Below are 26,945 nucleotides of genomic sequence, written 5' to 3' on the forward strand. Positions count from 1 at the left end.
CCTTTTGAAAAACACCAAGCTTATTTGCAGGTAGCATAAAAAACTACCACTAGATCTGAATCTAATGGTAGTAAAAAGTTTTTATTTTTTTAGTTGTCTACTTGACGGGTAGCAGTTCAGTAATTACCCTACACCTTTTTTTATTCCCATTTCTCAGCATAACTTACTGATAAGAATCTAACATTTTTTTCTGCAACATAAGACCCTTTTGAACCTTTAGGTATAAAACACACCTCTCCAGCCCTTATAGTCCTACTTCTACCAGCTGTAATAATTGTTAAACTTCCCTCAATTACATAATTTACTTCATCATGGTTAAGTTCAAAATAATAAGTTGAATTATTCATCTCCATTACACTACAGCCCATACTTGGACTCTCTGTAACTGTAAGTAGATCTTTTGCATAAAGCATTTCAGTCTTAGGGCCTAATGATATACTATCTCTACTCCCCAATTGAACTTCTGGTAGCTTAATGGATATGATTCCATTTGGAAGTACATGTTTTATGGGGTAAATGATCTCATTTGTATTCATTTCATTAAGCTCCTTGATTTAAATTCTTATTTTATAGATTTTCTATACTTATTACATCATAACCTGCATCATCAATAGCTTCTTGTAACTGGCTATCTTCTACAGTTGTTTCTACTACTGCATATTTTTCTGCAAGGTTAACTTCTACAGAGCTTACATCATTTAAACCTTCTAAGGCTTCTTGTACATGTTTTACACAATGTCCACAGCTCATGCCTTCAATCATTATTTTCTTTTTCATATCTTCTACACTCCTTTATTATTAATATTTTATGCTTTAAATCTTCTTAGTCTTAATGCATTGAGTAATACAGATACAGAGCTAAAGCTCATAGCTGCTGCTGCAATCATAGGATTCATAAGTGGACCACCAAATATGTGAAGAATCCCCATCGCTACTGGAATACCTAACACATTATAAGCAAAGGCCCAGAAAAGATTCTGTTTAATATTTCTAATTGTCGCTTTACTTAACTTAATGGCAGTTGGTACATCCATAAGATCACTTCTCATAAGAACAATATCTGCTGATTCAATGGCTACATCTGTACCTGAACCAATAGCAATCCCTATATCTGCCTGTGCAAGTGCTGGTGCATCATTGATCCCATCACCTACCATAGCTACTTTTCTAGAAGCACTTTGGAGCTTTTTCACTTCATTTGCCTTATCTTCTGGTAACACTTCAGCAAGTACTAAGTCAATGCCTACCTGTTTTGCAATAGCTTCTGCTGTTTTTCTATTATCACCTGTAATCATAGCCACTTCAATGCCCATCTCTTGAAGTGTTTTAATAGCTTGCTTACTGCTTGGTTTTACAGTATCTGCTACAGCAATAATTCCTCTTAAAATACCTTGTGTCGCAATATACATTGGTGTCTTCCCTTCAGCTGCAAGCTGATCTGAAACATTCTCAAGATGACTGGTAGGAATTTGTCTTTCTACCATAAGTTTTTTATTACCTAATAAAACTTGCTGCCCATCTATTGTAACCTCAATTCCATGACCTGGAATCGCATTAAAACTTTCAATATTTTTAAAGGCTAAGCCCTTCTCCTGTGCTTCTCTTACAATGGCTTCTCCTAGTGGATGCTCTGAACCTTTCTCAGCACTTGCTGCTAGTATAAGGACTTCTTCCTTACTCATGTCATGGGTTATAACATCTGTTACTCTAGGTTTACCTTCTGTAATTGTTCCTGTTTTATCAAATACAATAGTATTAATCTTATAAGTTGTCTCAAGGGCTTCTCCGCCCTTGATCAGTACACCATGTTCAGCACCTTTTCCCGTGCCAACCATAATAGCTGTTGGTGTAGCAAGGCCTAGGGCACAAGGACATGCAATAACTAAAACTGAAATAAAAATGGTTAGAGCAAATACAACGCTTTCACCTGCTATAAGCCAAGCAAGTGTAGCAAGAATAGCAAGCCCAATCACAACAGGTACAAAGTAAGAAGAAATGACGTCTGCAAGTTTAGCAATCGGTGCTTTTGAACCTTGCGCATCTTCTACTAACTTAACAATTTGTGCAAGAGCAGTATCTTTACCTACTTTTGTTGCTCTATAACGTATAAGTCCTGTCTTATTAATACTTGCACCAATAACGGGGCTGCCTGGAAATTTCTCGACTGGAATACTTTCTCCTGTAAGCATAGATTCATCTACAGAAGTTATTCCTTCTACTACTTCACCATCTACAGGTAATTTTTCACCTGGTTTAACAATAATAATATCGCCTACTACAACTTCTTCAAGTGGTACAATGACCTCTTGATTATTGCGAATAACAGTAGCTGTTTTTGGAGCAAGTCCCATAAGCTTTTTAATAGCCTGTGAGGTTTTGCCTTTTGATACAGCTTCTAAATATTTACCTAGTGTAATTAAAACTAAAATAACTGCTGCAGATTCGAAATAAAGATGCATAGCATACTCATGGTCCCCACCTGCTATCTTATAAATAGCAAATAGACCGTATACAAAAGCTGCAAGGGTTCCTACAGCAATAAGCGAATCCATATTAGGACTAAGTTTAACTAAATTTTTAAGCCCTATTGCGTAGAACTTATAGCCAATAAGCATAACTGGCACTGTAAGTACTAACTGAATAAGTGCAAAATTTAAACCATTTGCCATTGGATCTATAATTTCTGGAAGAGGCATCCCCACCATATGCCCCATACTGATAATTAGTAATGGTACGGCAAAAATTAAAGAGAAGATAAAACGTTTTAAAAGTGCCTTACTTGGATCTTTTTCCTCTTTCTCCTCCTGCACTTTTCCTTCTGCCACTTTATAACCAGCTTTTTCTACTGCATTTTTAATTTGAGTGGGACTTACCTTATCTTCATCTATTGTAATCGTTAACTTCTCAGTTGCAAAATTAACGCTGGATCTTTCTACACCTTCTAATTTACTTGTCATCTTCTCGACACGTGTTGCACAGGCTGAGCAAGTCATTCCTTCTATATTGAAAGTATATTGCTTGGTATTTTTATGTACCTTATACCCTGCTTTTTCCACAGTCTGCTCTATCTGCTCTTTACTAAGTTTTGACTCGTCATACTTAATCATAAGCGTTTCTGTAGCAAAGTTAACACTTGCTTCTTCTACACCTTCTAATTTTTTTGTTGCCCGCTCTACTCTATTTGCACAAGCAGAACAGGCCATACCTTCTATTTTAAATGTATCTTTCATTTAACCCCTTCCTTTCTTTTCTTTTATTATTTGTTCATCATCTTCTCAAAAATACTGATAATCTCATCAATTTTTTCATCTGCATTTTCTGTATGGCAAGCTTCTTTCACACAGTGATTAAGATGATTTTTAAGAATTAATAAGTTTGCTTTTTTTAAGAGTGACTGCACGGCTAACATTTGATTAGATATATCCATACAGTAACGCTCATCTTCTATCATTTTAATAATGCCTTCTGTCTGACCTTTAGCTGTCTTTAAGGCTTGTAGTGCTTTTTTTCTTTCTTCGTTCATATCCTCGCCTCCTATCCTCCCCCACAGGGGGTGTGTCTTTATATTAAAATACCTTTTATTTTTTGTCAACAAAAAAAGACTATTTGCTATAAACATTTTAAATATCCAAGCAAATAGCCTTTTATTTTTCTAATCTTTAAGTTCTTCATCAATCCAGACTTTAGCACCACCTTAGTCTGCCTGGGACATTTGTACTTACCAGTTATGTTCCATACCTGCTAAAAAGTCCACCCTCTCTCTTCTAAAGGAGACTACATTACGTACTACAACAGTCAAGGTAGGACCTGCTCCACTAAAAAAAGTTCCCTTTTTCCTACATACTTTAGCCTGGTTAAGAATCTTTTTCATATCTTTGTCATTCATAGCACCCATAGTCATACCTCCAAGTATGGCAGGCATCGTATTATCTGGATGGCCTTCAATCTGAGCAGCCATCTGAACCAATCCTCCTTAGAGAAGAAACTATGACTTAATGCATTGGCAATATGAATTCCTGCTACAATACATACTGCACTACTTCCAAGCTCCCTAGTGTATGATATGGTCTTTAAGATGCGCGCAGGTCACAAAGTAGTCTTTTATTATGCTCTATCTATTTTCCCCTTAACGACAGAGAAAACTTCATCTATCATCGTATCCATATCTTTTGTACCATCTAACATAAGGGTATTGTCTTTCCCTTCTGCGTGAATCATTCTATAAGCCTCTTCCACTTTTTTGTGGAACTCATAGCCTTCTAGATCTAAACGGTTAATATCATCTACGCCTTGTTTTCTTTCCATACTCACTTCAACAGGTATATCTATAATAATGTTTAAATCTGGGTACACACCATTACATACAAAATCATTAAGCTCTCGCACTGTATCTATACCAATTCCTCTTGCATAACCTTGATAGACAAGGGAACTAATATAAAATCTATCTGTAATCACAATTTTTCCTGCTTCCAATGCTGGGATAACTTTGCTTACTAAATGTTCTCTTCTTGCAGAAAGATAAAGTAACAACTCCGTTCTTGCATCCACAGGGAAATTCATGATATTTTCTCTAATTGCTTCTGCTGAAGGAATACCTCCTGGTTCTCTTGTTACAACTACTTCATATCCCAAAGCTTCAAGTCTTTCTTTTACTACTTTAGCTGTAGTTGTTTTACCAGTAGCTTCCCCACCTTCTAATGCTATAAATATACCTTTTGCCACACTTAGGTCCTCCTCTAGTTCATCCACTTATCATCTATTTCTTCTACTCTATTCCCAAGTAGAACTTCTCTGCCTATTATAAGACAACTCCCTGTAATCCGCAAATTTAATCTACAACCTTTATATGGGAAACGCTATACTTTTAATAAAATCTTAGTAAAAAAATAAGACAGTGGATAAAGGAATAGTCTTGTACTTTCCTTTTTCCCACTGCCTGCTGCTAACCTCTTAATCTACAAGTTGAAAAGCATCATGAATTGCATTCATTGCTTTATGCATATCTTTTTTATCAATAAGGATAGAAATTTTAATTTCAGATGTTGAAATCATATGTATATTAATATTTGAATCATACATTGCTTCGAACATTTTTGAAGCAACCCCTGCATTAGCTACCATGCCAGCACCTACAACAGATACTTTAGCTAAGTTTTCATTATAATCTACATCTGTAAGTCCCCATCTATCCATATGTGTAGCAACAATTTCTTTTACATCAGCAAGTGCTGTTTCCGCTACTGTAAAAGAGATATCTTTCATGCCATCACGACCAATTGATTGAAGAATAATATCTACATTTATGCCTTTTTTTGCAAGTGTCGCGAAGATATCAAAAGCTTTACCTGGTGTATCCTCTATTCCAATAAGAGATACACGTGCAATTTCATTATCCCCTGCTACACCACTGATTAACATTCTTTCCATTTTACAAACCTCCTTAACAACTGTTCCTTCTGCTCTACTTAAACTTGATCTTACTACTAACTCTACATTGTACTTTTTAGCAAGTTCCACTGAACGGTTATGAAGTACACGTGCTCCAAGAGATGCCAGTTCTAACATCTCATCATAAGTAATCTCATCCATTTTTCTTGCACTTTTTACAATACGAGGGTCTGCTGTATAAACGCCTTCTACGTCTGTATAAATCTCACATTTATCTGCATGTAATGCTGCTGCAATCGCTACTGCCGTTGTATCAGAGCCACCGCGACCAAGTGTCGTAATATCATCAAAACGGTTCATCCCTTGGAATCCCGTTACAAGTACAATATTTTTTCTATCTAACTCACGTCTAATACGGTCTGGTTTAATCTTTTTAAGACGTGCATTCATATAAGCTGATGTAGTCATCATACCTACTTGATAAGCATTAAGTGAGATAGCTGGAAGACCAAGTTCTGATAAAGCCATAGCCATTAAAGCTACAGATTGTTGTTCTCCTGTTGAAAGCAGCATATCCATCTCTCTCTTAGTAGGCTTACTACTAATTTCCTTAGCTTTAGCAATTAAATCATCTGTTGTATCCCCTTGGGCTGAAAGTACAACAACGACTTCATTTCCTTCTTTATAAGTTTCAGCAATCCTTTGTGCTACGTTAAAGATTCTTTCCGTATTTGCCACAGAGCTACCACCGAATTTTTGTACGATTAACACGTAATCTCCTCCTTCACATGGGTATAATCTCATTTCGAGTTACCCCATTATATACCCTCGTTAAACAAAAAACAATGTGTTCTGCAGAATTTTTTATACTAATATATTATTTTCTTTCAAAAAATGTCTCATTAATTCATAACCATTGTTTATAAAGCTTCCCTCTTCCTTGGCATAAGTCTCATTGTAAAGCTTTTTATCACTTTTTATTGGCTTACATGTTGAATTATAAATCATATAAGGAACAGGTTCTCCTGTATGTGTTCTTAATCTAACTGGTGTAGAATGATCCGGTAAAACTAAAAGTTTATAATCCTCGCCAGCATTTTCTAATGCCTGAATAATAGGTCCAATAATTTTACTATCAATCTGCTCAATGGCTAAAATCTTATTGTCCATTTCCCCACGATGTCCACATTCATCAGGTCCTTCTAGATGAACATAAATAAAGTCACATTCTTCTTCTAATAAGGCTTTAATAGCAGCATCTGCCTTCCCTTTATAATTAGTATGCACATTTCCTGTAGTACCTTCTACATCAATAGAACGCATCCCTGCTCCTAAGCCAATACCTTTTATAAGGTCTACTGCTGAAATGACAGCTCCTTGTACCCCATACTTTTTATTAAACTCAGGTAGATGTGGCTTCCTTCCTTCCCCCCAAATCCAAATACTATTAGCTGGCTTAAGCCCTCTATCTCTTCGTTTCTCATTAATAGGGTGATGATTAAGCAGGTTATAACTTGCTTTCATCATCGCCCAGATTTCGCTGCCGTGGTCTCCCTCTGGTTTATAATGACCAATGATCTGCCCTAAAATATCATGAGGAGGTGTAAGCTGAACGTTTGTACTGCCCTTTTCCCATACTAAAAGATGTCTATAACTCATTCCTGGATAAAAAGACTTTACTCGGTCTCCAAAAGCTTCTTGTACAACTTTAATAAGTATACTTGCTTCTTCAGTTGTAATTTCATCGCTACTGTAATCTAAGATTTTCTTCTCTTCGTAACATGCTTCTTCACTTAAAGTCACTAGATTCATTCTAAAGGTTACATCACTCTCTTTTAATTGAACCCCCATACTTAAAGCCTCTAATGGACTACGCCCAAAGTTATACTTTTGAGGATTATACCCTAATACAGCTAAATTAGCTGTATCACTTCCTTTCGCACACCCCTCCGGTATGGTATTTACAAGTCCCACTTCACTATATGGTGCTAGGGCATCCATATAAGGTGTATGTGCATACTCCATTGGTGATTTATGACCTAATTCTGCTGACCTTTCATCAGCCATTCCATCAGCCAATACCACAACATATTTCATTTTATCTAACCTCTATTTCTTTATACAAATTTTACTCATTACCTCTACATCTTTAAGCTGACCTAGCTTTTCTTGTAAAGACTTTAGTGTTTCACATGCAGTAATAAAGGCGTATTCATTTGGAGCAAGCGCAGCTACAGATTGTGTATCTTTAAAAACTTCTTCTACTATGGCTTTAATGTAGATCGGATCCCCCTTTAGTCTTACAAAATACTGAGCATGCTCATTTTCATTACTCTGGATCTCTAGCTTTTCTCTACTCCAAAAGCACATAATATTGGTATCTTTATGTTTTGCAGCATCTATAATATCTGCTACAACAGCGCTGGCTGTCGGGAGCTTACCTGCACCTCTTCCATAAAACATTACATCCCCAACCATATTGCCTTTTACAAGTACTGCATTGAATACATCACTTACAGGTGCTAATGGATGATGATTTGGAATCATCATTGGTTTAACACTTGCATAAATGCCCTCTGCTTCTCTTTTGCAGCTTGCAAGAAGTTTAATACTATAGCCCATATGACTTGCATATTCCATATCTTCTTTTTTTATCTTTGTAATACCTTGTGTATCAATATCTTTATAATCTACGTATTCACCTAATGCTAGTGAAGCTAAAATGGCTATCTTACGGCATGCATCATGTCCTTCTACATCAGCTTCTGGATTTTTCTCTGCATAACCTAGTTCCTGTGCTTCTTTAAGCACATCTTCAAAAGTTCTGCCCTCTACCTTCATCTTAGTTAAAATAAAGTTAGTTGTACCATTTAATATACCTGTGATTTCATAAATCTCATCAGCAGTAAGTGCGCTATTGAGAGGTCTAATAATAGGGATGCCACCGCCTACACTGGCTTCAAATAGGAAATTACAATGATTTTCTTTTGCTATCTCTAAAAGTTCTGGCCCATATGCTGCTACAAGTTCTTTATTAGAAGTTACAACACTCTTGCCTTTTTCTAAGGCACCTCTTACAAAATCATATGCAGGGTGTATCCCTCCCATAGCTTCAGCTATAATATCAACTTCTTCATCGTTTAAAATCAAATTAATATCTTTTACAAATTTTTCTTTAAACGGACTCTCGTCGAAATCTCTTAAATCTAAAATATATTTCACATCAAGTGGTGTAGCTGCTTTTTTGGCAATACTTTCTGCATTAGTCATTAATACCTCTACTACACCTGATCCAACTGTACCATACCCTAAAACTGCTATTTTCATTTATTACTCCTCCTTATTATTCCCTTGCTAATAGTTTTACACTTTGAACGCCTTTTACTCCTTGTAAACGCTCAATAAGTTCCCCTTCGCCTATTTTCATCTTTTGAGTTTGCATACAAATATTAATAAGTGCGATACCATTCATAGGAATCATCTGATTAATGGTTAATACATTAGCCCCCAAATCTGCAATGTCATTTAATAAATCAGATAATCTACCTGCTTCATCCTTTAATTTAATGAGAATGGTAATGGTCTGCCCCCTACCTTTTTCATAAAAAGGCATAATAGAATCTTTATATTTATAAAAAGAACTTCTGCTAATCCCTACCCTTTCAGTAGCTTCTTGAACAGTTAACATTTTCTCTGTTTCCAGTAAGTTTTTAACTTCCATTACTTTTAAAAATACTTCAGGTAAAACCTCTTTATCAATAATGTAAAACTGCTTGTTTTGTTTCATTGTATTCTCCTTGTTCGTATATGGTGAACATTTGTTTTTAATATAAAGACTATAGCATAATAGTCTAGTTTTTTCAATATATTTTACTTATTTACACACGCAAAAAATTCTCCATAATAAGATAAATCCTTACTTACGGAGAATTTTTAGATGCCTAAGATCAATCTCTTTGATGAATCCAAACAAGATATGCATTCATAAAACGGTCGATGTCACCATCCATTACAGCTCCAGTATTTCCTGTCTCTTCACTTGTACGATGGTCTTTAACCATATTATAAGGATGGAATACATAAGAACGAATTTGACTTCCCCAACCGATATCTTTCTTTTCGCCACGGATACCTTCAAGTGTCGCCATACGCTCTTCTTCTTGTTTTTCAAAAAGCTTAGCTTTAAGCATTTGCATAGCTTTTTCACGGTTCTGAATCTGAGAACGCTCATTTTGACACTGAACAACTACACCTGTTGGTAAGTGTGTAATACGAACAGCTGAATCTGTTGTATTAATATGCTGCCCACCAGCACCTGTAGCACGGTAAGTATCAATACGTAAATCTTCTGTTTTAATTTCAATTTCTATCTCATCTGTAATCTCTGGGATAACATCACAAGATGCGAAGGATGTATGACGTCTACCAGATGAATCAAATGGTGAAATACGTACAAGGCGGTGAATACCCTTTTCTGCTTTAAGGTAACCATAGACATTTTCACCGTTAATTTGAATCGTTACAGACTTAACCCCTGCTTCATCACCTTCTAAGTAATCTAAAAGCTGTACTTTAAAACCTTTTTTATCTGCCCATCTTGTATACATACGGTAAAGCATACTTACCCAGTCACAAGCTTCTGTACCACCTGCACCGGCATGTAGTGATAAGATAGCATTATTTGTATCATAATCACCATCAAGTAATGTAGCAATTCTCATTTCTTCATAGCCATTCATAAAGTCAGTTGCTTCACTTTGCGCTTCTTCAGCTAGCTCTGCGTCTTCTTCTTCATTAGCCATTTCAATAAGTGTCATAACATCTTCATAGCTTGTGCAAAGTTTTTCGTACTTTTCTACCGTTTCCTTATATCCTTTAAGCTTCTGAAGCACTTTCTGAGCGTGCTCCATATCACTCCAAAATTCTGCTGATGCTGAAATTTCTTCTAACTCTGCTATATCTTCTTTATGTTTAGCAATGTCAAAGAGAGTTCCCCATTTCCATTAATTTTGCATTATACGGCTCTAAAGATAGCCTTAGTTGATCTAACTCTAACACAATATCACTCCTTTTGTTTCTTTATATCTTATTATCTATTGCTCATGCAGCTTATAAAACAAGTACAAGCGTGCCAAGTGTAATAAGTCCTGTTCCTATTAAAGTTTTGATAGAAAGAGGTTCTTTAAGTACTGTAACCGAAAAAATAAATACGAAAACAATACTTAATTTATCAAGAGGTACAACTTTTGATACCTCACCTATTTGAATCGCCTTATAATAGAATAGCCAAGATGCACCTGTTGCAATCCCGGATAAGATAAGAAAAATCCAATTAGTCCTTGTTAACTGTGTAATACCTCCTGCTGTTTTAGTCACGCCTACTACAATCCATGCCATCACTAAAACAACCATAGTACGAATAGCTGTTGCTAAATTAGAATTGACATTGTCCATTCCTATCTTTGCTAAAATACTTGTAAGTGCTGCAAATACAGCTGATAATAATCCATAAATCATCCACATAATAAGAAGGCCTACTTTCTTAATAAATTTCCCTCTTCTTATTATATTAGCATAAGCTTTTTTCTATATAAATATCTTTATTCTATTTAATTCATCTTTAGGGGAATTTCAAGGGTAAAAACAGTTCCTTTACCATAAGTGGATTGTACCTGTACTTTTATACCTAGTGTATGCGCTAAAGATTGTAGTAAACTAAGACCAATTCCACTTCCTTCTATACCACGGGCCCTTACATCACTACTTCTAAAGAAACGGTCAAATAATCTTTTTTGGTCTTCTTTTGAAATGCCTATACCACTATCTTCGATTCGCACAACAATGCTTTTATTCACTTTAGTCACTCCTAGTAAAATAGTGTCTTCTTCATCTGTATATTTAAATGCATTTTCTAAAAGAATGATTAAACATCTTTTGACCTTCTCCAAATCCCACTTTACATTAACAGGACTATCTGGCACTTTTACAATAAAATGCTTATTCTGCAGTTCAGCAAGTTCCGTATAGAACTCTCTAATCTCACCTATAAAATTTTTAACTTCTATAGCTTCTCCTACAGTTTTACCTTCTATATCTTCTTTTGAAAGTAATAGTAAATCTCTATTAAGCTTTTCTAAACTTCTTATCTCCCCTATCATTTGTGAAAACTGTTCAAAATGCTCTTCTATTCTATCCTGCGGATGTGCCGTCATAAGTTCTACTTGCCCCTTTATCACTGCAAGAGGTGTACGCATTTCATGAGATGCATCCTGTACGAAATAAACCTGCTCATTATAAGCTTTTTTAACTGGCTTTAAAACGAGTGCCGCCAGGTAAGAAGCAAGTGCCATTGTTATCCCTATAAGTACCATTAAGCTTAAGCCATTAGCTCTTTCTAGCTGTTTAACAGAGAGGATCTGTGGATCTACATTAAATAAAAGCTGTATACTTAAGCCTTCCTTCTCAAAACTCACAGCTCTATAGGTATATCCTTTACTCTCTAATGTAATAAGACCCCCTTCATACTCTTTAGGAAAAACTGGATAATTCCCTTCTCCGAAATAAGTATGTGGACTTTTATCAACTAGTTCACTACCTCTCCATACAAAACTAATCAAATCTGGTGTTAAAGGTGCAGGAATAATAACCTCTTCACTTTTCCCTTTCTTCTTGATAATCTCTTCATTTAAAATCATATTTTTGTAAGTGAGTAGCTGTTGATCTACTCCCTCGAATAGTCTACTTTTATAAAAATACTGTGTTACTAGAATAAAGGTTATAAGACAAATAAGTACAATACTTAAGGTACTTAGAATAATATTACGTTTCGTCCTTATAAAAAGGTCACTTTGTTTCATCTAGCATATACCCCATTCCTCTTTTCGTAACAATATAACGGTCATACCCAAAAGGACTTAGCACCTTTCTAAGCCTACTCATATACACTTCTATAATATCTGTTGATGCATCACTTTGATAGCCACAGATACGATCAAAAATCTGTTCCTTAAACAGCAAAATACCTTTATTAAGTAAAAAATACTCAAGAAGATGATAGTTTTTTTCATTCATTTCAACTATTTCTCCCTTTATGGTTACACTCTTTTTGCTTGTATCTAGTGTTAACTCCTTAAAGGTCAACAGATTTGCCTTCGTAATTTTCCCGAGCCCTTTTAGTACCACATTCATTCTTGCCTTAAGTTCTTCCATAAAGAAAGGTTTCGTTACATAATCATGTGCCCCTAAATTAAATGCCTTAAGCTTATCGCCAAGGTCCTCTTTAGCTGTTAGGACAATAACACCTACTGTTATCTGCTTCTGCTCAAGATACTTAAGAACACTCATACCATCTTCTCCCGGTAACATTAAGTCTAGGATGATTAAATCATAACTTTCTGCTGCTAAATATAACTTGGCTTCTTCTGCACTATAAACGGGCATTACCTCAAATTCATCTTCTAAATAGGTTTTTATATTTTGGCTAATCTTAATGTGATCTTCTACAAGTAATACCTTTATCATATGCCTTTACTCCATTTTTAAACATTTATAAACAAATAATACTACATCAGGATTATACTCTTCAATATAACTCTCTAATTTATCCGCATCATAATATCTTAAATCTAACAAACGTGTTTCTGCAAACATAGTAGATAAAAATGCACTAAAAGGTAGAGCAAAAGAATCTTTTATAATAAGTACTTTGTGTCCAGCTGCTTTATTTCGGTTCTCAATTCTTACCTCTGGATAATCTCCTCCAAAATAAGCTGCATAGCGGTTAGTATAGACGCTCTCATTCTCATCTAGTAGATTTGTTTTAATAATAGTTTCCTCGAAATCCCCCTCATAAGTTTTAACAGAATCACTCTTATGAATTTCCACGTTATAGTTGGTATCAAATAAAGGTGTCAAAAGCGTATAGTCATCTACACCTGTGTAGAACCTTCCCACTCTTCTTCCTTGTGACCCTAAAAAGGAGTTTGGGTATTCTGTCGCTTTATACTTATTGATATCCGTATAATTCTTTTCTATATCTAACACCATACCATACTCATTTTCAAGTTTTTCTACAACTTGTTCCATAGCCCAGAAAGCTGTATGGGTAGTCCAGTGGTGATCTGTCTTATAAAACAATTCTTCTAGGTTAAGACCATCTTCTATTATAGATTGTCTTAAATCTAAATAATCTACTCCCTTATCCTCTAACGATTGCAACAGTTTATCTGTATTTTCTGTTGACCAGTCCTGAACAGATGAAGGTAACTGTGTAAAACCTTCTATTATTTTAAGTGGCGTCTGTACATAAAGTAAAGGCGTATTACTCTTTTGAAGTATCTTATTTAGCTTATCTATCTTTTCTACTTCCTCAGTATAGTCGGCTGAGAAAGTCAAAAACTGTAATTGCTCATGATTATCTTTTACAACTACAAGAGAAGGATTTACATCTCTTATATAAGTTCTACCTAATAAACGTTCTACTAGTCCGTATAAATCGATATACTTTTCCTTAAGCCAAAATGATTCTGTAAGGCTTGTTTCTATCCCTTCTGTAAACCCCTCTATTACCCCTAATACATCCTGCTCTTTTTGCCAACCGACTTTCATACTATTCCATGTCGTTTTTGCCAATGTTTTTATATTACCTCCTATAGTAAATAGGCCACCTATGCTAATGACTAAGCTAAATACTATAATAACTATCTTATGGTATAACTTCATACTCTCTCCCTCCTAAAAATTGAAGTAAATAAATGGATTATAGCTCCCTTTGACAAGATAGGCCGTTGCAATTAAAAAAACTATACCAAGACCTACAAGATAAAGAGGGGCTTCCTTTTGTTTATGCACTCGTTTAAAAGGCAGGAGCATGATAATCCCTAAAAACATTAAAATAAAATTCTCTAATAAATATAAAGCTCCTAGATTGCCTAATACCGCATTATGTGTTAATCCAAACATAGCTTTAATATAAGTAAATGCCTGACTTAGTGTAGCCGCTCTAAAAATAACCCAGCCTACTAAGACCACTATTAAGGTGTATAGATGTGCTATTATTTTATGACAACTTAATTTCTCCTCTAGCTCGAAACTCTTTTCTGCTAAAACAAATAAGCCAAAATAAATCCCCCATACAATAAATGTCCAGTTCGCTCCATGCCAAGCGCCAGTTAAAGCCCATACAATAAAAAGGTTGCGTATAAGCTTTATTGGCCCTACTCTGCTTCCACCTAGAGGAATATACACATAATCTCTAAACCATGACCCAAGCGAAATATGCCATCTACGCCAAAAATCAGAAATAGACTTCGCTAAATAAGGTCTATTAAAATTCTCATTAAAATGGAATCCAAACATTCTCCCTAGCCCAATTGCCATATCAGAATACCCGGAAAAATCATAGTAAATCTGAAGAGCATAGGCTAATGCTCCAAGCCAAGCAAAGGTAATCGTTATGGTCCCAGTATCTAGCCCAAATGCCTTATCTGCAATAAGGGCAAAGTTATTAGATAAAATAACTTTTTTACCCAATCCCTTTATAAAACGCTTAATACCTTCAGCTATATCCTCTGCATTTTCACACCTATTATAAATTTCATCTGCAATCGTCTCATAACGTACAATAGGACCTGCTACAAGCTGCGGAAATAGACTAATATAAAGTCCTACATCTAGTGGATTTCTAAGAGCCTTACCTCTTTCTCTGTAAATATCTACTACATAGGAAATCCCCTGAAAAGTAAAAAATGAAATGCCAACTGGAAGTGCTAACTGAGTATATTTAAAAGTAATGAGCACAAGTACGTTAAAAGAAACCGCTAATACTAGAATTCTCTTAATTTTTTTTCGATCATTTCTATATTGCTCTATCCACCTACCAGCTAAATAATTAACACCTATACATCCTATCATTAGAAATACATACACGGGTTCTCCCCATGCATAAAACACTAAACTCACTAGCAGTAGAAAAAAATTACGCATTTTTCTTTTTCTTAATATACCATAGTAAATACCAAGAACTATTGGTAAGAAAACAAATATAAATAATAAACTTGAAAATACCATATAAGTTCATTCTCCTCTCATCAATATTGCTGATGTTATTATAAGAAATGAACCTTAATAAAAGCTGAACGCAAAAAAACAGGATATCCTCCCCCTCGGATATCCTGTTTTTTCTTTTTCTCTTTAATCTATAAAACCCTTTGCCACTCTCTAAAAGGCACCCTGTTTTTTATAAAAGCCTTAGAAATTCCCTCAAATTCCAAATCTTTCATAAGTTATACTATAGCATGCTACTACATTTTCCCTTAACATATCATTGAACAAGTACTATTTTACACTTTTTACATTTTTGTGCGAGTTTTTGTCAAAAACTATACAAAGTTTTGCACTAAACTAAGAAAGCATTTTCTTTAATCATTAGTGTAGCATAAAAATGTTACAGAAAATTTATTTTCATCATGCTCAATATCCATCATACCTTCATACTTATCTACAATTTTTCGTACATTTTCAAGCCCAATACCATGATTACTACTATTATGCTTTGTAGTTAAAATAATACCATCTTGCTTTAACACTTGCCCATTATATGTATTTTCTATTTTAAATAAGAAACGACCTTTATCATATTTCATTTGAAGATCAATCTTTCTATTATCTTCTAGCTTACATGTAGCATCTAATGCATTATCTAATAAGTTTCCTAAAACTGTTACAATATCAAAAGCAGGTATTTCTACTGTGTCAGGAATAGAGATGTCAAAGGATACATCGACATTTTGTCCATCTGCCTCTTGCAATTTAAAGTTTAATACACTATCAATAGCAATATTACCTGTTTGAACATAATTTCCATTTCGATTATAACTTCCTTTAATATCCTTTAAATACTGCAAGGCTTCCTGTGATGTCCCTTGTTCAATTAAGCTAGAAACAATTGCAATATGATTATTTAAATCATGCCTAATAGCTCGTGTTGCTTTTATAGAGCTATTCATAATCTTAAATTGCTCATCATAATACTTATTTTGTTGCTCTAATAACAACTTCTCTGTTCTCTCTATATGCATAACTGATACTCTATCATATAAATAGAATGTTAAAACGTTAACCACCATTATACCTATAATAGCCATATTCGCTAAGAACACAGGTATATCTTTAATATACATCAGTAATAAAATAATATATAAGGAAATCAGTGGTATAAAGGTAATAAAAAACCAGTAGAGAGGTGATACCTGCTCACCTTTTTTTATATTCTTAAACTTACCTAATATAATAGTTACTGAATAAAGAATCAACTGTACTAAACTAAACATATAATTAAACTCAGGTTGATCCCTTCTAAACAATTGTAGCTTTAATCCAGATATAAGCTGAACGGTTACAGTCTCTACACATGCAGATAATAAGACTATAAAGCATATTGCTAAAATTCTCTTCTTAAGGCTAGCTTTATAATTTAGAGAAATAAGGGTGAAGCCTATAATACTACTTGTCACAAGCAGTATAGGCATAGGAAAATATGTACTAATAAATACATTTACAAAAAAATAGATAACATAAGAAACAATTTCTTTTTTTCGATTTATCCTAGTGTTATCAAAAAACAACATCATTAATTTATAAAGATTATATATAAATAATATACTTACTAAAAAATACATTAACTTAGTCTCTCTTTCTCATATTTCATCTGAAAATTTCTTATGTCTTTCCTTCGGGACTGGCTAATGGGCAGACTCTCTCCATTTGATAGGATGACAGCCTCATATTTAAACTGAGTAATCTGATTATAGCTGACTACATAAGATTTATGTATTTGTATAAATTGATATTTTGCAACTTGTGCAAGTACTTCTTCTAGTTTCCCATAGAATTGGCCTTCTCCTTCTACTGTTACCATTCTAATCTGTCTCCCTATACTCTCAAAGTAAAGGATGTGCTTTACATCAATTTGATAATTTTCATGTTTCTTTTTGTATCTAAATAATCCGTCTAGCTGATCAGAAAGTTTCATAGCCAAACGAATATTTTCTTTGATCTTATATGGCTGTATAGGCTTAGAAACAAAATTAAGAGGCTGTACTTCAAAAAGCTGTCTATAGTACGTATCTGTACCTGAAACAAATACTATTTTTGTAATATAATCATCTAGCTCTTCTCTAATTTTCTTTCCTACTTCAATACCATTTAATAGATTCATTTCAATATCTAAAAAGATTAAATCAAAACGTTGCTGATGATCTATCGCTCTACATAAGTCTTTACCAGAGTAAAATACTTCAACTTCTATATCTACATGGATTTCTCTCTGATACTCTAAAATGATATCTTCGATATATGAACAAATCGCCTGTTCATCATCACATATTGCAATTTTAAACATCCTCTTTCTCCTTTGTAACAATGGTGCTTCAAAATCTAGTCTCTTTTTTATTATACCTGTTTTCTTAAATAACGCTATATCTATATTATATAATATACTGAAAAATCATGTAGACATTATGTTATAAGGATATTGCTTTCCCGCTAAACTAAGAAGGTCTACTAGAATAGCATTGAACCATCCTAGTAGACCTTTACTTTTCTACTTTAACCTTCTTATGAAAAAATATTAAGCTACTTAAAAATAACAACATACTTATCTGTAATATATAAAATGATTGCCTCATTCCTAGAGTATCTACAATCTTACCAAACCCTAGATTAAAAATAATATCAAACAGAGTAGCAATACTAATAATAACGCCTGTAGCAGATGCAATACATTCCTTATCATAGTAGCTCTGAATCATCAAAACTAAAGTAGGATATAGAATAGAAAGGATTAGACCTGAACCACTTAATAACACCACTGTTTTTATGCCACCAGCTATGCCTATTATATAAAGTAGTCCCCCTATTAATCCGAATACAATGACACTTCTTTGTACACCTAGCATTTGGACTAAGGGTGCAAACATTAATCGTCCTAATGTTATCCCCCCGAAAAAGATAGAAAGAAAAAAAGAGGCCCTATCATATTCTAATTCTAAACCATTGATGCCATATAACATAAACCAATTTAAAATACCGTGTTCAGCAATAAAATAAAACCCAAATATTAAAATATAAAAAATAAACGCTGGGTTTTTGATAATATGTACATAGGAAATGGTTTCTTTTTTCTGCTCTACCTTTGGAATGGTAGAATAAAACATAAATAGCATTCCTATAAGTGAGGCCCCTAATAATACTATATTAACCATCTTCCAATAAGAGATATCTGCTGCAAATCTACCTACTATATTTTGAGAGCCACTTGTTCCAATTCCCTGAATAAAAAATAATACATTTACAATAAGCCCTGGAGCACCGGCAAAAATAGCTGGCACTAAAATATTAATTGTTGTATTTAATAATGTAGATGCACCTGTACATAAAAACATGCCAAGTAATAAAGATATATAGCTATTCCCCCTAATAAATAATAACGCGCCTATTATCCATATACTTAAAGTTGAAATAAAAACATATTTTTTATTAAATCGATCTAGAAAATTTCCTCCACAAAGTAAAAAAACTAAATTACCCAAATAACTTATAGTTACAATCATAGAAAGTTGAGTCGTACTTAACTCATAGTAGTCTTGAAATACAATAGAGAATATGCCTCTTAGGCTATCACTCGCCCCTAAAACAATCATACAAATGCTAAAAGCAATAAACACTATATATGTCCTCTTACTGCTTATTTTATTTATCATCATTGCACCTATTTATCTAATAATTATTTACAATTTATTCTTATATCCGTTTAAACTGGGGCTGTCTATGCTCGTATGTAGTGATGTAATCAAACCCTGCACTTTTTACTACATCTAATCCAAGCTTTACTGCACATCCAATATGTCTTAAATAATGTGCATCACACCCCACTGTAATAATCTCTCCGCCACATTGCTTATAAAGTTTCACTAAATCTAAATCTGGCATAGATCTACCTATAGTCTGAAAAAAGCCAGAAGCATTGACTTCTATTCCCCTTCCTCTTTCAATTAAGATTTTATAAAGTCTTTCTATAGGCTCTTTAAATAAATTCATATTAGGATATATCTGCAATTGCTCATATAAGTATCTCATTGGATATGTAATATGTCCCATAACGTCAAAATCACATTTTATTGCCATCTCAATTAATGAGTCTAGATAGCTTAAGTAAAGTGTATTGATATCTTTTGTTTTAAAATTATAGTCTCCTACGTCTAATGCATCCTCTAAATTATGAACTGAGCCAATAACAAAATCTAGGTCATATGTTGCAAGAAACTCTTGACTTTCTCGTAATGATTTATGGGGCTGTCCAAGTTCTACCCCCTTCCTTACAATAAGTCTACCTTCATATGCTTTTTTAGCCCTTTCTATATCTGCATAAATCTGCTCATACTTTAAACTACGTGCATACTTTTTATCTTCAAACATATCATAATGATCGGTAATGGCAATTTCCTTTAGTCCTCGCTTGACCGCTTCCTCACAAATATCCATGATTTCCTCATGACCATCAAAAGAATATTTCGAATGCATATGATAATCTACTAAGTACATATATCATTTCTCCTATTTAATGTATTTCTTCTATATAATCTAAACCTTTGATCTGCTCTAGCTCGGCTAGTATATGACTATGATTTTGCTTATTTTTTAAGTCTACCTCCATAGTCACAGCCACATCATCAGCACTAAAAGTATTTTGGCAGCTTCTTTGCATGGAACGAATAACAAATTCTTTATTATGTATATAATCTGTTACATAAGTCATTCCTACTTCTGGATTGAGTTCCATATAAACTTCTAAAATACGATTGTGATTTTCCTGATATCTACTTGCTTTTTGCAACACCTTTATAGAAAGCATAATAAATATAAATCCTATTACAGCTCCATATATAAATCCAGCCCCTACTGCAATTCCTAAAGTTGCTACTGCCCATAAGCTTGCTGCTGTTGTAAGACCTTTAACTTGATTTTTTCCTGTTACAATAATTGTTCCTACACCTAGAAAACCTACTCCACTTATTACTTGTGCAGCCATACGTGATGGATCTACTATAGTGCCATCCCGTACTCCCAGATATTCATTGGTCACCATGGCAAGCGCTGCGCCTAAGCATACTAGTGCAAAAGTTCTTATTCCTGCTATCTGTCTTTTAGCACCACGCTCAGCACCTACAATTCCACCTAGAAGAACAGCAAGGCTTAGGCGAACCAGTATAGAGATATAATTAAATTCTTCTAGATATTGTAAGCATTCCACCATAAGCCCTATACCCTCTTCCCTTATTAATCCTCAAAAATTTCTAGCGTAACTTGATGATCTATAAATTTATACCTGAAGCGCACTACTGTATTATCCTTGGTCGTTTTAAAAATTCCTTTATTTGAAGATCCGCTTCTTGGATAATTATCATAGCAATACGTGGCTGATAGTGTGCCATAAGTTGAAATAGCATAATCAAACTCTCCTGCAAAAGGCAGAACTACAGAAAGTGTGTATATGCCCTCTCCTATGTAATACATCCTTGTTACTTCACTGTTAGAATCATTTGCAACAGCACCTACATAAGGCTGAAAACTTCCATAAACTACTACCTTTTCTGGCAACTTTATCCCTGTTTCCTCGTCATAAACCCCTCTGCATCCGTAATCAATAAGATGTTTAGGATTACCTGCTTGCTTTCTTAATTTGTCACCGCTTGCCCATAACTTCTTCACTGTCTCTTCTTGGCTAAAGCCCATTGGGCAGTCCTTACTCTTTGTATTAATCTGATAATAATCCTGATAATCCCATTGTCCGTTGTCTGCACGCTTCATTCTTACAGCTGCTTTATCTAGTGTCCTACGAAATGGCACTTCAAAGTAAGCATTTACATTATTAATAGCTGTCCATTTGTAAGTATACTCAAGAAAATGTCTTTGCCCCTCTTCGTCTTGGTTTGCAAACCATCCAATTTGGTCATAGCCCCACCAGTCTTTAGTCGCTCTTTCTTCATAAGAATACTGACTAAAGTCATCTAATACCTTGCCACCCCAATTATCATATTCCATAAGGAATGGCATCACATCATCAGACCAGCCATTAGGATTCTCTCCTCCTTCACTAAAGCCTTCACGTACCATAACAAGCTTCTCTCCACCTCTATCAAGAAGTGGTACTCTAGTAAACGGCATAGCATGGTAATCTAAAAGGAGTTTGCCATTTATATTAATACCATGACTATGCGCATCCATTAAGACTTTATGTCTTCTTGCATGTACCTTTGCATAGTCACGAATCATTTGTATTAACTCTGCCATCTTCTTCATGCCTCTGTCATTAGCTGTATAAAGATGAATTTGTCCCATATGCAACGCTTCGTAGCCAGCATCAATATACTGTGTTGCTCTATAGTAGAACCACATTCTTGCCTCAGTCCTACTTAGGTCTGGAATTCCACCTTCATTTCCCCAGACAAATCCATTTGGTCTTTCTAAAAAGAGCATATCTTTAAACCTAAAACATCTATCTTCTACTGGCAAACCAAATGCCTCAAATACATAGGGAGGTATCTTAAAATTATCTTCATAGAAGTATACTGCTTCAAAAATACAAGCCTGCAAAATAATTTCTGGATCTATTTCATGTATACGGTCTGCCAAATACTTAGATTTTTTAAAATGCTCTTCATCACTTTCATCAGGTTCCCATATACCTGAAGCGCGTCCTACAAATTTTACTCCCATATTTTTTAATGCACGTAAATCATCTTCTAATGTTTTTGTATGTATAAAAAATGCGGCTGATACTGAACGTGATAAATAATTTTCTAATACTTCTTTCGAAATATAAGTATCAAAAGTATAATTTTTCATCTTAAACCCTCTTTCTTAATCAACTAAATAGACTATCTAGATAAGAAGCAATGGTAGTTGCTAATACACCCGTAGCACCTTTTACTTTATTACATGTTTCATTTCTGCATACAGCAGTTCCTACTATATCAAGATGAATCCACGGTATATCCTTTTCTATAAATTCCTCTAAAAAGCATGCCGCTATACTTGCTCCTGCTCCATATCCCGGTGCATAGTTAATTAAATCTGCTGTTATAGTATTTTTTAATAATTTATGATAGATAGAGTCTAAAGGTAGCCTCCATACTTTTTCTCCTGTTTTATGAGTCTGCGCTATAAATCTTTGATAAAAAACTTCATTATTGGAAAATATACCCGAAATTTCACTTCCTAATGCCCCCTGGCAAGAATAAGTGAGCGTTGCTAAATCAATTAAACAACTTGCTCCCTGTCTTATAGCATAAGTAAGGGCATCACATAAAATGAGTCTCCCTTCTGCATCAGTGTTCCATACTTCTACAGTTTTGCCAGCCATAGTTGTAATCACATCCCCCATCTTAGTAGCCTCTGAACTGATAACATTCTCTACTGCGGGTATAACTACCATGACATTCACCTTACTTTTTAAAGCTGCTATAATCTCAATAACTGCAAGTACATTAGCTGCGCCACACATATCATATTGCATTCCATCCATACCTTCTAATGATTTCAGGTGGTATCCTCCTGCATCAAACATAACACCTTTACCTATTACTGCGCTTAGCTCCTGCATATCATTCCCTCTATAGGTAAGTGTAATTAGACTAGGTTCTTCTTTACACCCTGCATTAACTGAAAGTATACCCCCACTATGTAAATTTTCTAATTCTTCTTGACCTAATACACTATACTCTAACTGATAAAATTCAGCTAATTGCTTTGCATAAACTGTAAAGTCACGCACATTTAAATAATTATTAGGAAGATTTGCTAGTGTACGTGCTCTATTAATAGCCTTACCATAGATAAGGCCTTTTTCTATAGCTTCTTGAAAATCACCCGTTGTAACAATCGTGAGTGTAACCTTGTCCTTTTCATCAGTGAGCTGATTTCTCATCTCAAATATATTTTCTTTATTAAGAGCTTTTAAATATTCTTTATTAAAATTATAGGCTCCCTCTAAGATAGCTTGTATCACCAGTTGTATAAGTTCTTCTTTTTTTAATGTTTCTAGATCTAGATACTCAAATAAAATTTGATAATCATTTCTATTTTTCTTTCCAAAAGCTCCAAAAGTCTCTTTTAAATCTTCTATTATAGTTGCTCTTTCTCTCGTAATAGGTAAAAACTCTAATTGTACCCAGCAATCTTGTGTAAATATTAGACTTTTACCCCCATCTTTGATTAATTCATCTATAACCAACCCATCTAGTGGAAGTAAAAACTGTAGCCATTCCTTTTTTATGCCTTCTTCCTTTATATAAGGTATAAGTACATATTCTTTTTTTCCCTTTAAGATAATAGATTCTCTTTGACGGACTTTCATGCTTTTACTTCCTCCTAGATTTTATTTTAACTGAATTGCAATTGTCTTAATTTCATAAGGTTTAATAAACATAGCTATTGGTGTATGTTGTTCTTCTTCTAATGGCTGCTCCATAAGGTCACACTCATACCATTTATCTATAGCTAAACTGCTTTCTACTTTTATTTCACTGCGTTTCCCCATAAATTCATGGAATCGTACAATGATATGGTCAGCATACTCTGCCCTCTTAATACAATCCACTTCTATATTATCTTGACTAAAAGTGAATAGTGAACCACTCATAATGCTACATTCACCACTAATTGGTAGAAGTGGGTTGTTAAGATCAAACGCCTCCTGCTCAACTTGTGATTCATACCATTCTTTTGTATGAGGCAATAAGGCATAAGTAAAGATATGCTTTCCTAAATCAGCAGAGTAATCTGGGTCTACTGCCGATTTAATTAAAGAAATTCTCATTATATTCTCTTTCACATCATGTCCATACTTACAATCATTTAGTAGTGCTACGCCATAACCTGTTTCAGATAAATCTATCCATTTATGTGCAATCACTTCAAATTTAGCTGCTTCCCAACTATTATTTCTAGTAATTGGACGTCTAATATTACCAAATTGAATATCAAATCTTGCATCTACTGCGCGCACATCAATAGGAAATGCTGCTTTCATTAACTTCTGACGCTCTTGCCAATCTACTTCTGTCTTAAAATCGATACGTTTTTTATCATAATAAAGGCACATCGTTTGTTTGATATGTGACTTATGATAGTTCCATGTAAAGTCTACAAATAGGCCGAGTTCATTTTGTCTTACTTGTATATGGTGTAAGTCAGTAACCTCTTCCATCTTAAGATCTATAGTAGGCTCTAGCTCCCATGCATCAAAACATCTTGGCTTATCTTCAAAGACTTGAAGTACATTACCACAACTACCTTCTGGTAAGATTTCTCTTCCAGCCTGTTTATCATAAATCCTTGTAAGTTGTCCTTCTGTATTCCATGTAACAGTATAATAAGGTGTTTCTACAACATTAGTATTTAAAAAGTTTTCCTTTTGCGTAGCAAGCTGTTTAACAATATTTAGTGTCACAAATGAGAAAGGTTTCATTTCTTTAACTAATACTGTTGCTCCACCTTCTCGCCTTGCAATTTTAAGCCGTTCTCCCTTACTATCTGTTACACTCTCATCTGCTGCTAACTGAGGTATAGTAACATATGTATCACGCTTCCAGTTACTATTATTAAAGACTGTATAAGTATCCTTCTTATGCTCTAGCAAGCCTTTTTCTACTTCTTTCATTACCTCTTCTAAAAGTGCCTTTGCACACTCGTATTCTCTATGACTATCCTCATATACTTCTTTAATAGAAGACCCCGGTAAAATATCATGGAACTGATGACAAAGTACAATTTTCCATGCTTTAAGAATATCTTCTTTCCTATAAGTAATCCCCGCAAGGCTTGCTGCTATAACAGAAAGTATCTCAGTATCTCGAAGGAAGTTTTCCATTCTACGATTCATACATTTGTTATAACTTTGGGAAGTGTAAGTGCCCCTATGGAATTCTAAATAAAGTTCTCCATCCCATACTGGCAGGTATCCATTCATTTCATTTTTATTTATTGTTTTATTTAATCTTCTAAAATACTCTGTAGCTCGTTCTACTTTTACATTAGGAATACCAGGAATTTTATTAAGTGTAGAGATGGTTCTAATCATATCGCGGTTTGGTCCACCCCCTCCATCTCCATATCCATAAGAAATGATTAAATCATTATTCGTATCTTTATTACTATAATTATCCCATACACCTTTTACTGCATAAGGTCTAGAGTCTCCATTATAGGTATAATAACTATCTCCTTCATCTGTTGTGGTGATAAAATGTGCAGTAATTTCGCTGCCGTCCATTCCTCTCCAAGTAAATGTGTCATATGGCATTTTATTTGTATCATTCCAGCTAATCTTAGTGGTCATAAACGTATTGACTCCAGATTTTTTCAAAATTTGTGGCATAGCCCATGAATAACCAAATACATCAGGAAGCCATAAAAATTCACTCTCATATCCAAATTCTTCTTTAAAGAAATTCTTGCCTATTAGAATTTGTCTCACGAGTGATTCCCCTGATACCACATTACAGTCACATTCTACCCACATAGCCCCTGCTGGTTCCCATCTGCCTTCTTCTACACGCTTTTTAATCTGTTCATAGATATCTGGATAATCATTTTTGATATATTCATAAAGCTGAGCCTGTGATTGCAAGAAACTATAATGGTCGTATTTCTCCATTAAACGATTTACTGTAGAAAAAGATCTTGCTGCTTTTTCTCTTGTGTGACGTAATCTCCACAGCCAAGCTACATCAATATGAGTGTGCCCTAACATACTTACGCTAACATTGGGCTTACCTCTTCCATCCATTTTATTACTTAAATACTCATAGGCGTTTTGGATACTGACATAGAATGCCTCTGACCTAGGTTCTGTATAGTCTACTAATCTGAAGGTCTGAACCAGCTCATTTAAAAGCCACTGCTTATATTCATTGTTATCATCTAATAGACTATAACTTTCTAATACGTTTCTAGCTAAAAAATATAAATCATCTGTAGGCTTATCTAAAATGCCATATTGTGCACGTTCAATTTCCATGGGCATCTGCCGTGGCATCCCACCGCCGCTTAGCCCTGACCATACACGGAATTTAAGGTCTAACTCAAATCCATTTTCTTTTACTTCTAAAAATACTTCTTTATGATTACCATCTACTCCTTGATAAGGCTTTCCATTGAGATAAAGTAAGCTTTCAAAGTGACTATTATTCCCTGTTCCCACTGGTACACCAAAATCAAACAGACCAATTACTTCTTCGTGTTCCCACTCCTTAGGAATACTGATGTGTGTACATAACCAATTATACTGATCCCATCCTTTCCATCTAAAGCCTACTGAGACTATTTCAGATTCTCCTTGTGGCTGTCTATTAGCAATCGCACCATCATCTTTGTACCAAGAGAAAGAAGGTATTTCCCTTAGCTGGCGATAACGCATTTCTTGTAATTCTTCAATTAGGTTATTGATTCTACCTTTATTATGAAAGTCAAATGGCATAACTCTCCTCCTATAA

Annotated in this window: 24 protein-coding genes; all 24 read right to left on the bottom strand. The window is 34.5% G+C overall.

Annotated features, from left to right (window positions below):
* Positions 1-140: 140 nt before the first annotated feature.
* The 24 genes from H8718_RS12900 to H8718_RS13015 all read right to left on the bottom strand — a co-directional run bounded on the left by H8718_RS12900 (position 141) and on the right by H8718_RS13015 (position 26,929).
* Positions 141-536: a cupin domain-containing protein gene (locus tag H8718_RS12900; RefSeq protein ID WP_249333212.1), complete on the bottom strand. Its 396-nt coding sequence runs from the start codon at positions 534-536 to the stop codon at positions 141-143.
* 31 nt (positions 537-567) lie between these two features.
* The gene (locus H8718_RS12905; RefSeq protein ID WP_177670909.1) at positions 568-777 is read right to left on the bottom strand and encodes a heavy-metal-associated domain-containing protein; all 210 of its coding nucleotides are present in this window, start codon (positions 775-777) and stop codon (positions 568-570) included.
* Between the two features lie 29 nt (positions 778-806).
* Positions 807-3,230 (bottom strand): heavy metal translocating P-type ATPase, encoded by a 2,424-nt coding sequence (locus tag H8718_RS12910; protein WP_249333213.1) that lies wholly within the window; start codon positions 3,228-3,230, stop codon positions 807-809.
* Between the two features lie 26 nt (positions 3,231-3,256).
* Positions 3,257-3,523, bottom strand: a complete 267-nt coding sequence (locus tag H8718_RS12915; protein ID WP_177670907.1) for a metal-sensing transcriptional repressor — start codon at positions 3,521-3,523, stop codon at positions 3,257-3,259.
* Between the two features lie 195 nt (positions 3,524-3,718).
* Entirely contained in the window at positions 3,719-3,958 is a 240-nt protein-coding gene (locus H8718_RS12920) for a hypothetical protein (RefSeq protein WP_249333214.1), read from the bottom strand.
* A 146-nt stretch (positions 3,959-4,104) separates the two neighbouring features.
* Entirely contained in the window at positions 4,105-4,725 is a 621-nt protein-coding gene (gene tmk / locus H8718_RS12925; RefSeq protein ID WP_177670904.1) for a dTMP kinase, read from the bottom strand.
* A gap of 228 nt (positions 4,726-4,953) precedes the next feature.
* The gene (locus tag H8718_RS12930) at positions 4,954-6,162 is read right to left on the bottom strand and encodes an aspartate kinase (RefSeq protein WP_249333215.1); all 1,209 of its coding nucleotides are present in this window, start codon (positions 6,160-6,162) and stop codon (positions 4,954-4,956) included.
* Positions 6,163-6,255: 93 nt separating this feature from the next.
* Positions 6,256-7,488: a cofactor-independent phosphoglycerate mutase gene (locus tag H8718_RS12935; protein WP_249333216.1), complete on the bottom strand. Its 1,233-nt coding sequence runs from the start codon at positions 7,486-7,488 to the stop codon at positions 6,256-6,258.
* A 12-nt stretch (positions 7,489-7,500) separates the two neighbouring features.
* Positions 7,501-8,718 (bottom strand): homoserine dehydrogenase, encoded by a 1,218-nt coding sequence (locus H8718_RS12940; protein ID WP_249333217.1) that lies wholly within the window; start codon positions 8,716-8,718, stop codon positions 7,501-7,503.
* Between the two features lie 16 nt (positions 8,719-8,734).
* Positions 8,735-9,178, bottom strand: a complete 444-nt coding sequence (locus tag H8718_RS12945) for an ACT domain-containing protein (RefSeq protein ID WP_177670896.1) — start codon at positions 9,176-9,178, stop codon at positions 8,735-8,737.
* Positions 9,179-9,338: 160 nt separating this feature from the next.
* A protein-coding gene (gene prfB, locus H8718_RS12950) for a peptide chain release factor 2 (RefSeq protein ID WP_177670894.1) occupies positions 9,339-10,449 on the bottom strand; the annotation gives its coding sequence in 2 pieces (ribosomal slippage) (positions 9,339-10,373 and positions 10,375-10,449; 1,110 coding nt in all).
* A 51-nt stretch (positions 10,450-10,500) separates the two neighbouring features.
* Positions 10,501-10,914: an EamA family transporter gene (locus H8718_RS12955; protein WP_249333218.1), complete on the bottom strand. Its 414-nt coding sequence runs from the start codon at positions 10,912-10,914 to the stop codon at positions 10,501-10,503.
* An 86-nt stretch (positions 10,915-11,000) separates the two neighbouring features.
* Positions 11,001-12,248, bottom strand: a complete 1,248-nt coding sequence (locus tag H8718_RS12960) for a sensor histidine kinase (RefSeq protein ID WP_249333219.1) — start codon at positions 12,246-12,248, stop codon at positions 11,001-11,003.
* A complete protein-coding gene (locus tag H8718_RS12965; protein ID WP_249333220.1) occupies positions 12,235-12,912 on the bottom strand; it encodes a response regulator transcription factor in 678 nt (225 codons plus the stop codon). Before H8718_RS12965 ends, H8718_RS12960 begins: the two co-directional genes overlap by 14 nt.
* A gap of 6 nt (positions 12,913-12,918) precedes the next feature.
* Positions 12,919-14,112, bottom strand: coding sequence for a DHHW family protein (locus tag H8718_RS12970; RefSeq protein ID WP_249333221.1), 1,194 nt, complete (start codon positions 14,110-14,112; stop codon positions 12,919-12,921).
* 12 nt (positions 14,113-14,124) lie between these two features.
* Positions 14,125-15,318, bottom strand: coding sequence for an MBOAT family O-acyltransferase (locus H8718_RS12975; protein WP_330597703.1), 1,194 nt, complete (start codon positions 15,316-15,318; stop codon positions 14,125-14,127).
* Positions 15,319-15,809: 491 nt separating this feature from the next.
* A complete protein-coding gene (locus tag H8718_RS12980) occupies positions 15,810-16,721 on the bottom strand; it encodes a sensor histidine kinase (RefSeq protein ID WP_249333223.1) in 912 nt (303 codons plus the stop codon).
* Between the two features lie 347 nt (positions 16,722-17,068).
* On the bottom strand, positions 17,069-17,791 hold the full coding sequence (locus H8718_RS12985) for a LytR/AlgR family response regulator transcription factor (protein ID WP_249333224.1): 723 nt from the start codon (positions 17,789-17,791) through the stop codon (positions 17,069-17,071).
* Between the two features lie 193 nt (positions 17,792-17,984).
* On the bottom strand, positions 17,985-19,115 hold the full coding sequence (locus H8718_RS12990; protein ID WP_249333225.1) for an MFS transporter: 1,131 nt from the start codon (positions 19,113-19,115) through the stop codon (positions 17,985-17,987).
* A gap of 76 nt (positions 19,116-19,191) precedes the next feature.
* Positions 19,192-19,992: a histidinol-phosphatase HisJ family protein gene (locus tag H8718_RS12995; RefSeq protein ID WP_249333226.1), complete on the bottom strand. Its 801-nt coding sequence runs from the start codon at positions 19,990-19,992 to the stop codon at positions 19,192-19,194.
* A gap of 16 nt (positions 19,993-20,008) precedes the next feature.
* Positions 20,009-20,704, bottom strand: coding sequence for an MgtC/SapB family protein (locus tag H8718_RS13000; protein WP_177670874.1), 696 nt, complete (start codon positions 20,702-20,704; stop codon positions 20,009-20,011).
* 23 nt (positions 20,705-20,727) lie between these two features.
* On the bottom strand, positions 20,728-22,296 hold the full coding sequence (locus tag H8718_RS13005; RefSeq protein ID WP_249333227.1) for a hypothetical protein: 1,569 nt from the start codon (positions 22,294-22,296) through the stop codon (positions 20,728-20,730).
* Positions 22,297-22,315: 19 nt separating this feature from the next.
* A complete protein-coding gene (locus tag H8718_RS13010; protein ID WP_249333228.1) occupies positions 22,316-23,806 on the bottom strand; it encodes a M17 family metallopeptidase in 1,491 nt (496 codons plus the stop codon).
* Between the two features lie 21 nt (positions 23,807-23,827).
* Positions 23,828-26,929, bottom strand: coding sequence for an alpha-mannosidase (locus tag H8718_RS13015; RefSeq protein WP_249333229.1), 3,102 nt, complete (start codon positions 26,927-26,929; stop codon positions 23,828-23,830).
* Between the last annotated feature and the right edge of the window lie 16 nt (positions 26,930-26,945).

The sequence above is a fragment of the Zhenhengia yiwuensis genome (assembly GCF_014384995.1).
Taxonomy (GTDB): Bacteria; Bacillota; Clostridia; order Lachnospirales; family Cellulosilyticaceae; genus Zhenhengia; species Zhenhengia yiwuensis.